Raw genomic sequence first — 12,718 nt, 5'->3', positions numbered from 1 at the left:
CTTAAGCAATAACCTGCTCAAATTTACAGCTGAAATCAGAATACGTGACGTTGTCCGTAACAGACCATTCCCGGCAGACAACTTTAATCGTGCGGTTGTATTTTGGCGGTCGCCACAGAAAGGCTTTATATCCCCCGTGCTCGACCAGAAACGCTTCAAGTGCGGTGCGGGAATTGTCCGACGTTGTCCGGAAAACAGGCTGGAAGTTAATTAACTGATGGTTGAGTCCGGTCGGGCGACGTTGCTCATAGCCATCCCCAAATTTTATGGTTGTCACTGAAGGGGAAACAGAAGACGGCATCCCCTCCCTGGGTGCCCAATGAAAGGTTTTCACTTATCCTCCCGCCAGCATGCCGCCATCGCGGCCCTGAGTTCTCAGGATGCTCATGACGCGCGTATCGATCATTCTGACCAGCATCTGCGATGCCTGCGGCCCTATCTCCCCGTTTTGTCCGTCATTCTGGATGGCAATGTGATACACAGGTGAATAAGTAATCCACCCATTCATACCACCACCAGAGGAACCCGGGTCACCCAGCGCCCTGACGCCCAGCGTACCGTCAGGCGTTTTAGCAAGGGGCATAATGGCTTCCGGACCAGCTTCACCAAACACACCTGCCCCCTTTGCAAAAGCAAACAGGGTCGGGCTGTCATAGATGCCGTTACTGTAGGCACTTAATGAAGGTGAGTCATAAACACCGCCCTTCGCATTAAAACTAAAACTGCTGCCAAAACTGCTGATGGCCGTGCCGGTGCTCGCGGTGGCTGCACCGCCAAAAAGACTGCCGCCGATACCCATGATGGATTTCAGGATGGTGTTGGTGATCAGCGCCTGCGCTGCCATATCGACAAGGTTTTTAATCACCGACTGTGTCAGGGAGGAAAATAACCCAATCATCCCGTCCCGGAGTGTCTGTGTACCGTTCAGCATCCCGGTCAGCATGTTGGAGGTTCGCTCCTGGGTGGTTTCCATCAGGCCAATGGCGAGGCTGTTCAGGTTTCCCTGCGACTTATAAAGCTCCACCGCCGTCTGGTACTGCGCATCAGCGGAATCCTTGTCAGCCTTTTGCTTCAGCAGTTCGTACTGTTCTTTATTGATAACATCGTTCTGATAAAAAGCCTGCAGCAAAGACTGACGCTCGGCCAGTTGATTGCGCAGTTCTGCCAGCGGATCAACCGTGCCGGCGATATCAATCAGAGGGGCAGACATTGCCGCTGCCTGTGCCTGTAACAGTTCGCGGGCCGTACTTTGTGCCAGCGTGATTCTGGCCGTCTGGTATTCCTTTTCATCCAGAAGACGGGCATTCAGGAGCGACTTCAGCTCCTGGCTCGCTTCACGCTCTTTCGTAAGAGTTGCTCTGGCTGGCGCATACTGTTCTGCCAGTTCGAGGCGCTGTTTCTGATAGTTTTCAGCATTCAGCAGCAAAGTCTTCTGAATATCGGCCTCGCTGGCCCCGTCTGCACGGGCGGCTTTAAGGAGTTTTCTGGCGCTTTCCTGCTCCTGCAGGTTGATACGTCCGAGACTCGAGGCATGTGCTGCTTCGATTTCACGCCGCAGTTGCTCATACTGGTTAACCTTCGCCTTTTTCCCCTTACCAGTATCACCGCCTTCCCCGGTCCAGGGGGTATCAGGTTTATCGCTCCCTGTTTCATTCCCTGGTTTATCCGGCTTCGGCGTGGGATCGGTTTTCCCTGATTTAGCCTGTTCTATGGCCTCTTTGACTATTTTTTGCCGTTCTTTGAGGAGTTTTAACCCCTGCTCAACGGCATCCAGATCCCCTTTGTAGCGGGTTTTATCGTTCTGTACGCCTTTAAGTTGACCAAAAATGTCAACGCCACTAAGAACATCGATACGGCTGTCTGCATCCTGAATTTGCTTAATCAGTTTATTTCGCTGAATAACCTGATTCTCAAACTGTTCATCAATGTCCAGCTGCTTCACGTTGAGCTGGTTAAGCGACAGTTTTTTGAGTTCTTCATTCGTTTCAACAACAGCATTTTTCAGGTCAATCGCCGACTGGCGGGCGTTCTTCGCCTGATTATGGAAATAGAGCAGCGCCGAACCGGCCAGCATCGCTGCGCCCACAGGACCGCCCACCAGTGCCAGCGCCCCTCTGGCCATACCTACCGCTGCAGAGGCTGCGCGGGCTGAAACGGAAAGCTGTTTATTGGCTGCATTCAGCTGGCTCTTTGCCTGGGTGGAGAGCAGTGTCTGCTCGGTTTCCTGGCGAATTAAGCGGTTAAACTCGCTCTGGTAACTCACGTTAAGGCCAAATTGCCTGGCGCTTTTCTCCATTTCCCGATAACGCCCGAATTCTGCATTATTCTGCGTCAGCGTGGCAGCGGTACTTTCCAGCGTTTTTCGCGCCATATCGGCCTGCGCCATCGCGCTGGCCCTGACTGCCTGCTGCTGCTCAACCCAGGCACCGATGTTCCCCCTGATACCTGCCGTCAGTTTTGTCGCCAGAACAGGAATCAGCGTATACAGCGCAACGTTGGCGACCGTATTAAAATTATCCGTCAGGCCATTAATGGCATCGGTAACGGTCTGAACACCACTGCGCAGCGGGCCGTTTCCGCTCTGTCCTACCTTAATAATCAGACCTTCAAAAGCCGAAGTCAGGCTGAGAAGATCGCCGTTCAGGTTATTTACCCTGATTTCGGCCTGCTCATGCGCGGTCTGCGTACCGGTCAGGGCGGCGGTCAGCGACTCCACCTTCTCGCGGTTCTGCACCAGGATGGATGCTGCGCTGAGGTTTTCCACCCCGAACAGCTTTACGGCCTGTTTTGTTGACAGGTTTTTCCCGGCCAGATTCTCCAGCGCCTGGCTCAGCCCGGCAACAGAAGGCTTCAGGGTCTTGTCCGTTCCTTTCTCCAGATTCAGGATCACGTTGCGCAGTGCGGTCCCGGCTTCGCCGCCTTTCACTTCGCGCTCTGCCAGTACCTGTATGGCGGCATTGAGGGTTTCAAAACCCACGCCAGCCTGTGCCGCTGCCACCCCGCCATTTTTAATCGCGGCAGCAGTATCGGCTATCTCCGACGAGCCAAATTTCGCGCCAGCAGCCAGCACGTTGATATACCGGTCGGCTTCACTGGCTCCCGCCCCAAACTGGTTTAATGACAGGGCCAGCGTTCGGGTGGCATCCGGAAGCGTCGTCCCTGCCGCCTGGGCCAGCGTTAACGCGCTTTTGGTCGCCGCAGTCAGCCCCGCAGAGGTACTCAGCAGTTCAGGCTTTGCCGAAGCCATCAGTTTAATGGCCTCTGCGGCCTGTGATGCGCTGTATTCCGTTGTGCGGCCCATTTCCTGCGCCGCCTGATCGTACAGTTTCATCTGCGCACTGGTGGCACCGGTGATGGCCTGCAAATCCGACAACGACTGGCTGTACTGCCGCGTGGTGCTGATAATGGTGCCCAGCGATAACCCTGCCCCGGCAAAACCTGCCAGCCTGCCAGCCAGCCCTGATACCGAAGCAGAAACACGCTTATAGGCATCCTCCGTCTTTTTCGCATCAGCCCGGGCATTGCGGTTAAACTGGCGTGACTGACTCTCAGCGCTGCCGTAGGCGCTCATCAGCTGCGATTTAAAGTTCGCTGCATTCAGATGCAGCCCAACGGCAAGAGAGGCAACGTCACCCATTACATTAATACCTTCATGACTGCCGCACACTGCGCATCCAGACTCGGATTCACGGCGGCGGTGGTGGATTTAACAGGGTGCGGGTTATTGTCAGAACCTTCTGGCGAAGGCTTTTTGAAAATGCCCTGTTTGAGGAAGAAAGCACGCCAGTGGAAAAGCGTGTCAGCCGGAAGCGCCGCAATTTTTGACGGGTCAGGCTCGCCCCAGCGGTCGGCCAGCCAGAAAATCAGCTCCAGCCAGGGCGAGTCACTCAGTTTTTTTCGGCGGTTTCCAGCTTACCGATGGCGTGCTTTTTCACTTTGTCGATGGCATCCAGAAGCACAACGTTATCGTGTGCCGCCAGCAGCTCCTTCGCCGTGGGTTTGTCTTTGGCTTTAATCGGCGAGCCGTCAGGCTGAACCAGGCTGTCGATAACAATCTGTACGCTCAGCTCAGACGCCAGGCGGGCATTGCCAGAGGTCTGCGCCTCGATGAGTGCATCTTCATGATCAATAAGCTCAGCCGCCGTCAGCCGACGCAGGTAAACCTTTGTGCCTAAAATTTCAGTTTCAGTAGGCGTGGATTTCGTTTTGAGCAGTGCATTTTTCAGTGCGGAGAGGCTAAATTCAGACATGGTGTATCCTGTTTTTCAGACGAAAAAAAACCGCCCGGAGGCGGCGTGTAACGGGAAACGGATTACGCTCCGGCATCTGGCGCCGGGGCGGCGATCCCCCATTTAATGTTGTTTTGCTTACCCTGCACCGTAATCTGGATAACTTCACTGGCAGGGGCGGTGATTTCGTTCATCTGCCAGCCTGAAAGCGCAAGGATCATTGAGGCCGTTCGTTTGTTCGGCAGCTCAATATAAAACTGAACGGTCTTACGCTGTTCCGCTGCATTGAGGAATGCGGTGAAATCTTCGTTTTCCGGGTCGTCAATGAAGCCCAGCGATTTCTCCGGCCCTTCCGGCAGGTCTGACACCGACTGCTTACTCTTGTCCAGCAGGGTGGTACAGTCGACAAATCCTCCCGTCTGACCTGTCGCGCCCAGCGCCTTGCAGTTAATCAGCGGTTTCAACGCCGCTACAGCGGCTCCTACCTCCCCAAACTTCACCACCGTCCCGGCAGGAAGCATTGCGTACTCAGGGGATGATTTTGGCGTTTTATTTTCATCAGCCATAATGATTCTCTCTTAAATAGTGGGCAGCGGTTGCTACCTGTTCTGAATGCCATTGCGGATTTCTACGGTCAGAATGCGCAGAACCTTCTGGACGTTGTAATCCAGTGCCGGACGGATGAACGGATCGGCAACTTGTTTAACCGTCCCGAACTCCTGGGCCAGCGCTTTCATGTAATGCTTTTTGCTGGGGCCAACCCGAAGGGTGACCACCGTATTTCCGCGACCTTTCCGGATGGAAGAGCGAATTTTGATGGAATCACGCATATGCTCTGCAGAGGACGCATCGTCGAAACCGGCATGTTGTTTCATGTCTTCTTCCACCACTTTCAGCGCCTCACGCCCTGCATCACGTAACACCTTCGTGCCGACCTTTTCACCGAGCGCAGTAAGCTGCCGCTCCAGCTCGTCCAGCCCTTTTACGTCCATAGTGATCATGGTGAGACGTCCCGGTAGTGAAAGGTAAAATCCCGCACGAGCCGGTACTGAATATTGCCGCTGGTCAGTACCGTTTTACTCTGCTGTATTCCCCCCCGGACCACATTCTGCACGGGAAAACCCTCCAGCTGGCCATGCACGATAGCGGTCCATTCCGCGCTGATTTTTTTATCCAGTTGTAACAGACGGGTGTAGTCATTAAGCAGATGAATCGCTATCTGGAAGCGCCCCGCAATCAGGCCTGTGCGCAGCAGTCCGGCGTACAGCTCCGGATCGGAAATACACTGGTAAGTAATCCCCTCCTGCAGTTCATCAGGCAGGAGCAAAGGGTAAACATCCAGCCCGGTCAGGCGTTCAAGTGCTGTCTTTAATGCCAGCTCGATCATGACGTGCGTCTGCCTCCCCTGTGATGATGATGCGGTCCGCAAGACGTTCGACGTTACGAACGGTATAAACCCGGTCAGACGTTGTTATTTTCCAGTCGATATCAATATTCAGGTTCGGATGAGTGGTAAAAAGACACGTTTCAACAACCTGCTGTTGATCCAGTGTGCGGACCTTTCTGCCCGACACCAGTTCGCGCTTCGCCCAGGCTTTCCCGGTCGCGACCAGTTGTTCCGGCAGATGTTCACCCAGCGGCCCCCGGCCGGATTGCATATACCCAATCGAAAGACGGCAGCTCATCTCTTCCGGCTTCAGGCTCATACGGTGTTCTCCTGCAACGGGAAAAGAAGATGCCGGACCGCAGCCGTCTCCAGCCACTGACCAGTGAAACCATTCAGATACGCATCCCCGACCAGGTACTGCATGGCCAGTTGGATATCTTCATCCGCCACAAAACCGCGTACACCTTCCGGCAGCGCCTGCAGTTCGTCATCGCTTCCCACCAGTTTGCAGTAGTAGTCACGTTCAATACTCTTTTGCGCCGCCGCCACCATTTTAGTGAGCATGCCGTCATGCTCTGTGAAATCCGGCTCCAGACGGAGCTGGGTTTTCACATCATCCAATGTCAGTATCATGGTCATCGGCTCCCTTGCGGGGACTCAGCGCCTTTTCCGCATCTTCTGGCCATACCGCAATATGGCGTTCAACCAGTTTTTCTGCGTACTCAGCATCAAAACAGGCCGTATCACCGCGTGAATAACGATGATAGGGTCCCAGGAAAAAAACCGCTTTCCGCGCCACTTCAACTCCCGTCAGGCCCGTGGCCCCGTTTGTTTCACTTCCGGTCAGATCAACTCCGGCATCACCTGAACCCGCTGCAGTATTCTGACCGTCATCCCCGTCCACTGTATTTTCCGGCGTCAGTTCATCCGGCTTTTTCACATCCCCGGCTGCAGCCGCCGCTGCCGCTGCTTTTGCTGCTTTCGTTGTCATCTTTTTGCTCCTGAAAAGAAAAAACCCGCTGCTGCGGGCCTGGCAATTACGTGCTTTTACTCTGTGCGACCGTGGTCGCACAGAGTGCAGGACCGGTTAAAACAGCACTTTTGTCCCGAGTACAAGACCTTCCGGATGACGGAAGCCGATATCGTGCTCCGTCACCACGCGGATCAACGACTGGTTACGGGAGAACGCGGAAACCAGATTGCCGTCCCCGTCCTGGTAGGAGGCTTCCTGTGAGAACGACACCTTCATGTTGCCGTCTTCACCGATAACCACATCATTAAAGTCAGCGAAGTAAATTTCCGACTCTTTGCCAGCGTCACCGAGGTTTGCCGGGATAGCGCTGGTACGCTGAATCTGAAATCCCTTCAACATCCCCTGGGCCATTTCCGGGTAGACCTTGTTACCGTTACCGTCGCGCAGACCGAACAGTTTCATGTAGGTACGGTTCGACATGCCCCAGCCGCAGCTGATCATGTTGCTGTTCCCGTCCATAGCCATCAGGATAATGTTGTCGAGATAGGTATCAATCGTCTGCAGATTAACCTCTGCAGCAGCTTCCCACGGCAGCAGGCGGTTCCACTCAGTTGCCCGCGCTTTCATACCGACAGGCGTATCACCGGTACCGTCATCGCGCATAAAGGCTTTATCTTCACGAACAGAAATCGCGGTCAGAATATCCTGCAGGACCAGCTGCTCCACGTTGTAGCCAGCACGACCAATCAGTTGGTTGGAGATAGGCACCATTGCAATCATGGTTTTCGCAGTGAGTTTCACATCATCGAAGCGCGCTTCTGATGTTTTCGCATCCTTGCCTTCCCCGGTGTAGCTCGCCGTCGCACCACCGGCCAGACGCGGCAGCGCCATATTGCCGTTCGGCAGCGGAATGGAGCGCGCGCCCAGCTTACGGACGATGGTGCGATCGCGCAGCAGTTCGATCACCTCGCTGTGCAGGTTTTGCGGAATAAGAACGCCACCTGACGCGGCGGCAGTGTTGATGGCCATCGAGACAGACTGGTCATTCAGTTCTTCAGTTGCAAATTTAGCAGCATCCTGGACGTTACCCTGTGCTGCCGCAATCGACATCACCAGACGGGTCATGCCTGCGCCGGTATATTGCTTTGGCTCAGCCTTAATGCTGATACCCGGAGCCTGTTGTGTACCTTTAACCGGTTTGGCAACAAGCGCTGCAGCACGTTCAGCTGCTTCCAGACGCTCCATTTTGGCACTGATATCTGTAAACTGCTGCTGCAGGCTGGCAAATTCGGTTAACTGCTCCGCTGTCAGCGTTCCACCGGTAGTTTCAATCGTGGCCAGGGCCTGTACCTGTTCATTAATACCCGCACGCTGACGACGTAATTCTTCAATCTGTGGCATAGTTTTCTCTCTTTTTGGCATAAAAAAAGCAGCCAACAGGCTGCTTTCTGGTAATGACGCATTAGCGCCGGGTCACATTCTGGTTTGCAGGTCCATCGCGGCGGCCTGCAACTTTATGGAAGTGGTTTCTTGAGGTTGTTTGTACTTTGCTGCAATGGCATTAATCGCAGACTGAGGATCCGAAACTTCATCGGCAAGACCAGCAGAAATGGAATCAGCGCCGAAATAGATTCCGGCCTGCGTGTTAATCACCGTCTGAGGGGCAAGATTCCGGTATTCCGCTACAGAGGTGATAAACGTCTCGTACATATCGTCAATCATCCTCTGGAACATTCCCCGAGCGTCTTCACTCAGTGGCTCATGTTGTGTACCGTTATTTTTGTTATCTCCCCGAAAAATCGTGGTGAATGTTAGCCCCATTTGCTCTTCCATCCTGGAAGTATCCAGGTGTTCCATAATCACTCCAATCGAGCCGACTCCACTGGTCTGGCTGACTACAATTTTGCTGCAGGCCGAAGCGATAAAGTAAGCCGCAGAATAGGCGCTATAGTTCACAATTGCAGTAATAGGCTTAGTTTGACGTGACTGGAAAATATAATCGGCCAGTTCCTTGCATCCAACCGCCGCACCACCACCAGAATTTATATCCAGCACAATTTCACTGATGGAAGGGTCATTTAATGCAGCATGCACCTGGCTACGTATGCGCTCATAGCTGGTAAGTTCAGAACACATTGCAGTAATTTGCCCACGACGCGGAACCAGAATGCCGTGAACAGGAATAACAGCCATTCCACCAGCTGGTTGAACCAAATCTGGCGCCTGATTGTTATCAGGCTCCTGCGTCATGTGAATTCCAGCCTCTTCTGATAATCCCTGAATACGGGGAACCAGCACAGCTTTTACAGAATCCATTGTCTGTCGTGTCACGTAATGTGGAACACCAAAGACCATAGCCGCCAGGTGCGGCAGATTAATTAAATTTTTTGTCATGATGTTTACCAGGTCAGCCCGCGCTGCGGGTGATATTCAGTTTCTGGACAGAATAGAGTTGATTTCTGCCAGTTGTTTTGCTGTTGGCGTGTTATCGCCAGGTAAGATTTGTTTACTGTCGACCATATTGAGAGGCGTCAGGTATTTGTCCCCTCCGGCGATGGGTGGAAGGTTCTCCATGCGGCGAATGTCGTTAACCGATAACCAGCCCCACTGGCGGCCTAGTGCATAAGATTCATAGCGTGACTTCTGATCCCCGCGCAGCAGGCCAGAAACATTGAATTCAATGTACAGATCACCGCGCTCGCTGGGTAAAAGCAGATCGCGCATTAATGCGCCTTCATGACGCTTCAGCCAGGCCAACAGCGTGTACATCACAAACTGCAGCCCCTGGTGCTCAATGTTGTTATTCGTGGCTTTCGCCAGCATCTGCACCATATGAGGCGGGATTTTATAGAGCCGGCACACTTCTTCCACGCCCCATTGTCGGGACTGCAACAGCTGCGCTTTCTCATTGTCCTGAGATAACTGCTTGTAGCTCATCCCTTCCTGAAGCAATGCAACAGAGAAGGCGTTTCTAACGCCGGAATATCTGTCCGTCCACTTTGCCAGCAGGCGGTCGATAGCATCCTGGCTTTTGATCGTCGGAGCGTCTTTTGGACGCTCAATAACGCCGCTCATCGTTGTACCACGGCGAAAGACCTGAGAAGCATGCTCTTCCACGGCGAGGTTTAGCCCAAGAACATCCGCGTTCGTCTGGATTGGGGAACTGCCGATATAGCCATCCAGTGAGAAGACCTTCACATGATGCATCATGCGCATTGGCAACGTTTCGCCAATTTCGGGTAGTTCATAATATGGCATCCCATCCGGGCCTTTCAGGACAATGACCTTTTGGGGATTAACCGGGATTAATTCGCGGGGATAACCTTTCCCGTCCCTGTCGATGATCGAGTAGCAATTCCCCTCCAGACCAAGCAGGCCCTGCTGCTGTTCAAAGTACTCAAATGAAGTGTCTTTTTTGTTGGGCTGGGAATGAATCAGATCATAAACAGGGTGGTCAGTCGCCCGTTCACGGCCTCCGTTAGCGCCTCGCCTGTAAAGTTCACACGGCAGCTGCGCAACCGATTCCGCCAGAAGCGTTACACATGCCCGGACCGCCGATAACGCCATTGCGGTTTCAGAAGTGATAATGATCCCCGCCTTGCTCTGGCTGGAACTCACACCACCCAGCATCGCCTGCCAGAAACTACCACCAGACTGAGATTTACCCCGAAACATCTGGGGAATGAACATTATTCACCCCCTGATTTAATTACGCTGGCAGACATTGATTTCGCGATTAAAAATGACCACAGCAGGCAGATTGAACCGCCAGTAATAAGCCCGGCTGCAGGTGAAATAAGCCAGGCACCGGCAGACAGTAATGCAGCTCCGGCGAGGCCGATAAAAAAACTTAAAAACGTCATTAGCATGCTACATCTTCCTCGTCGTAAACGGATGAATTACTTGCCCGGCTATTCAACATTGCCCGTCCGATTGCCATAATCAGCGAAACCGCGCCATCGATTTTGTTTTCGTTCTGCTCTTTGATGGGTTTAACCACATCGTCATTACCGGGCAAATACTTCCCGACGACGTTGCTGATACACCAGCTCATAATCGGGTTCCCGTCGTGATGAAAGCGGCCTGACTCAATGGCGGCTTCCAGCTCCTTCGTCGGATCAGACATATTGGTGTAGTTCTGTACGATAGTGATCGGGTTAAGGCTTTCATCAGCCAGATCATGTGAAAGCCCCGTCGCGCCGAACGGGTCAATCGGTGACTCACTGACTGGGTTGAGCTTGTTTGCCGCCTTGGCCTCTTCAAGGATGTAGCGGTAATCAACTTCAGCGCCATCAGTAACTGTAAGCAGTCCCATTTCAACCCATTTCTGAAATCGCTCCGCAGTACGACGATCTTCGTTCTTTTCAACGCTGAATACTGCGTCGTAGGGAACCCAGAAGCGGGGAGCAACGCTGTAGTAATGTGTCTTGCCGTCAATTTCCCTGGTGAACAACCGCGCCATACTGTTCATATCCAGCTTGCGCGCCAGGTCGAAAGACAGAACACATGGCTGTCCTTCGAATTGCTCCAGCGTAAGTGTCTTATCCTCACAGTTCTGCCAGGAAACCAGGTTGTAGAAAGCAGCACGGGCTGCAACCCAGATGTTGAGGTGTTTAGTTTTAAATACACCAGCCTGACGGGCGTTATTAATAGCTCTCTGTTGCTGGCTGAGGAGAAAGTCACGATAGACCGACACGCCCATATTCGGGTTAGCTTTTTCCAGCACTTTAGGATCGGTCCAGTCATCCCCCTCGTCGACGGTGTATATCACGCCGAACAATTCCTCATTCGGTACTGTGCCATTCAGCATCTCAATCACTTCACGCCGTTTGTCGTAGCATGGCCCCTCAATGTTGTAACCCGCCGTCGTGATCGCCCACATTAGTGGTTGTCGCCGCGCCCCCATACCCGTCAGCATAGTGGTGTAGAGCGAATCTGTGGGATGTTCGTGATACTCGTCAACAATCGCACAGTGCGGTGAAGCGCCGTCCCCAGGGTTACCAATCAGCGGCTCAAAACGCGCGCCATCTTCTGGCCGGCTCAGGTTGGACGCATTAACTTCAATCCCGAACGCTTCCACCAGCAGCGGGGTGCGCTTACACATCAGACGAGCTGGTCTGAATACTTCCCACGCCTGTTTTTCAGTTGTGGCCCCGGAATATACTTCAGCGCCAAACTCGTTATCACAGGTAAAACAGTACAGCGCCACACCTGCCGAAATAGCTGATTTCCCATTTTTACGCGGTATCTCCGTGTAAACCTCGCGAAATCGTCGAAGCTTCGACCCTTTCTGGACCCAGCCAAAGGCGCAGCACACAATAAACAGTTGCCATGCCTCCAGAGTGATCGGCATCCGCTTGAATGCCCACTCTCCTTTTGTATGTGGCAACAACTGGATAAATTTCGCGGCCTTTTCTGCCATGTCTTTATCGAAGCGATAACGAAATTTCTTACTCTTTTCAGCCGCCATGTCATCGATATGACGCTGGCAGGCCTGAATGACAAACTGGCACGCCGGAATTTTCCCCCGCACAACGTTGCGGGCGTATTGATTCGCGGCGTTTACGTTGGGGTACGATTTCCGGCTCATGAGTTGATCATCTTCAGGAATGGGTTAGAGGCTTTCTTCTGTCCGGCAAGGCCGATCAGTCGTTGACGACTGCTGGGGTCAAGTCCAAGCATGGAGCCGGTAGAACTCATCTCCGATTCCTGCTCTTTCTTTGCTGTTAGGTCAGGGTTTTTTATCTTTCCCCCCATAGCACCAGTGATAGACAACCCATCTCTGGCGATATTTTTAACCGCCCTGCGCCAGAACTCGTAGGCAACACACCAGCGCTCGAGTACGGCAAGATCGGTAACACACAGTAATCCCTGCCCACATAATTCTTTCGTGGTCAGTTCCCACATGACGGACGCCATTGGCAGACCTTCATCCTCAGAAAACCAGTCAGGTGGTGCCACGCCTTTAATCGGTGTGAATACAGGTTCCTCTTTATTCAGGGCTCGTTTGCCGGGGTTCCCTGCCAGCTCCTTGCGCGCCGTTGGCTTGGGGCGACGCCCGGAACGCCCCGCCGTTCCAGCCATAAGCGACACTCCTGGTTAAATTTCATTTTTCGCGGGTATAAAAAT

The 12,718-nt window shown here is 53.2% G+C and carries 15 protein-coding genes; all 15 read right to left on the bottom strand.

Translation table 11 applies throughout. From position 1 onward, the window contains the following. Nucleotide 1: 1 nt before the first annotated feature. A complete protein-coding gene (locus tag OGV80_RS12305) occupies nucleotides 2-334 on the bottom strand; it encodes a phage tail protein (RefSeq protein WP_053090390.1) in 333 nt (110 codons plus the stop codon). Continuing rightward, a complete protein-coding gene (locus tag OGV80_RS12300; protein WP_286515023.1) occupies nucleotides 335-3,637 on the bottom strand; it encodes a phage tail tape measure protein in 3,303 nt (1,100 codons plus the stop codon). Nucleotides 3,638-3,887: 250 nt separating this feature from the next. Next, complete coding sequence (locus OGV80_RS12295) at nucleotides 3,888-4,250, bottom strand: phage tail protein (protein ID WP_075847155.1); 363 nt, start codon at nucleotides 4,248-4,250, stop codon at nucleotides 3,888-3,890. A 62-nt stretch (nucleotides 4,251-4,312) separates the two neighbouring features. Further along, the gene (locus tag OGV80_RS12290) at nucleotides 4,313-4,795 is read right to left on the bottom strand and encodes a phage tail protein (protein WP_286515022.1); all 483 of its coding nucleotides are present in this window, start codon (nucleotides 4,793-4,795) and stop codon (nucleotides 4,313-4,315) included. A 33-nt stretch (nucleotides 4,796-4,828) separates the two neighbouring features. Further along, nucleotides 4,829-5,230 (bottom strand): HK97-gp10 family putative phage morphogenesis protein, encoded by a 402-nt coding sequence (locus tag OGV80_RS12285; protein WP_286515021.1) that lies wholly within the window; start codon nucleotides 5,228-5,230, stop codon nucleotides 4,829-4,831. Beyond that, nucleotides 5,227-5,616 (bottom strand): hypothetical protein, encoded by a 390-nt coding sequence (locus tag OGV80_RS12280; RefSeq protein ID WP_100194322.1) that lies wholly within the window; start codon nucleotides 5,614-5,616, stop codon nucleotides 5,227-5,229. Before OGV80_RS12280 ends, OGV80_RS12285 begins: the two co-directional genes overlap by 4 nt. Then, complete coding sequence (locus tag OGV80_RS12275; protein WP_100194321.1) at nucleotides 5,585-5,935, bottom strand: head-tail adaptor protein; 351 nt, start codon at nucleotides 5,933-5,935, stop codon at nucleotides 5,585-5,587. The genes OGV80_RS12280 and OGV80_RS12275 overlap by 32 nt, the downstream gene beginning before the upstream one ends. Next, on the bottom strand, nucleotides 5,932-6,249 hold the full coding sequence (locus tag OGV80_RS12270; protein ID WP_032950890.1) for a head-tail connector protein: 318 nt from the start codon (nucleotides 6,247-6,249) through the stop codon (nucleotides 5,932-5,934). The genes OGV80_RS12275 and OGV80_RS12270 overlap by 4 nt, the downstream gene beginning before the upstream one ends. Next, nucleotides 6,230-6,607 carry a hypothetical protein gene (locus OGV80_RS12265; RefSeq protein ID WP_100194320.1) on the bottom strand — a complete coding sequence of 126 codons (378 nt, stop codon included), beginning with the start codon at nucleotides 6,605-6,607 and terminating at the stop codon, nucleotides 6,230-6,232. The genes OGV80_RS12270 and OGV80_RS12265 overlap by 20 nt, the downstream gene beginning before the upstream one ends. Before the next feature lie 96 nt (nucleotides 6,608-6,703). Beyond that, nucleotides 6,704-7,990 (bottom strand): phage major capsid protein, encoded by a 1,287-nt coding sequence (locus tag OGV80_RS12260; RefSeq protein ID WP_286515018.1) that lies wholly within the window; start codon nucleotides 7,988-7,990, stop codon nucleotides 6,704-6,706. 72 nt (nucleotides 7,991-8,062) lie between these two features. Beyond that, entirely contained in the window at nucleotides 8,063-8,983 is a 921-nt protein-coding gene (locus tag OGV80_RS12255) for a S49 family peptidase (RefSeq protein ID WP_100194318.1), read from the bottom strand. Nucleotides 8,984-9,019: 36 nt separating this feature from the next. Next, the gene (locus OGV80_RS12250) at nucleotides 9,020-10,279 is read right to left on the bottom strand and encodes a phage portal protein (RefSeq protein WP_003832365.1); all 1,260 of its coding nucleotides are present in this window, start codon (nucleotides 10,277-10,279) and stop codon (nucleotides 9,020-9,022) included. Next, nucleotides 10,279-10,458 (bottom strand): hypothetical protein, encoded by a 180-nt coding sequence (locus OGV80_RS12245; protein WP_003832363.1) that lies wholly within the window; start codon nucleotides 10,456-10,458, stop codon nucleotides 10,279-10,281. Before OGV80_RS12245 ends, OGV80_RS12250 begins: the two co-directional genes overlap by 1 nt. Next, nucleotides 10,452-12,179, bottom strand: a complete 1,728-nt coding sequence (locus tag OGV80_RS12240; RefSeq protein WP_286515015.1) for a terminase large subunit — start codon at nucleotides 12,177-12,179, stop codon at nucleotides 10,452-10,454. Before OGV80_RS12240 ends, OGV80_RS12245 begins: the two co-directional genes overlap by 7 nt. Further along, complete coding sequence (locus OGV80_RS12235; protein WP_286515013.1) at nucleotides 12,176-12,673, bottom strand: phage terminase small subunit P27 family; 498 nt, start codon at nucleotides 12,671-12,673, stop codon at nucleotides 12,176-12,178. The genes OGV80_RS12240 and OGV80_RS12235 overlap by 4 nt, the downstream gene beginning before the upstream one ends. Nucleotides 12,674-12,718 lie beyond the last annotated feature (45 nt).

The organism is Citrobacter sp. Ce119, from assembly GCF_030334525.1.
Taxonomy (GTDB): Bacteria; Pseudomonadota; Gammaproteobacteria; order Enterobacterales; family Enterobacteriaceae; genus Citrobacter; species Citrobacter europaeus.
This window is presented reverse-complemented; position numbering and strand designations above follow the sequence as displayed.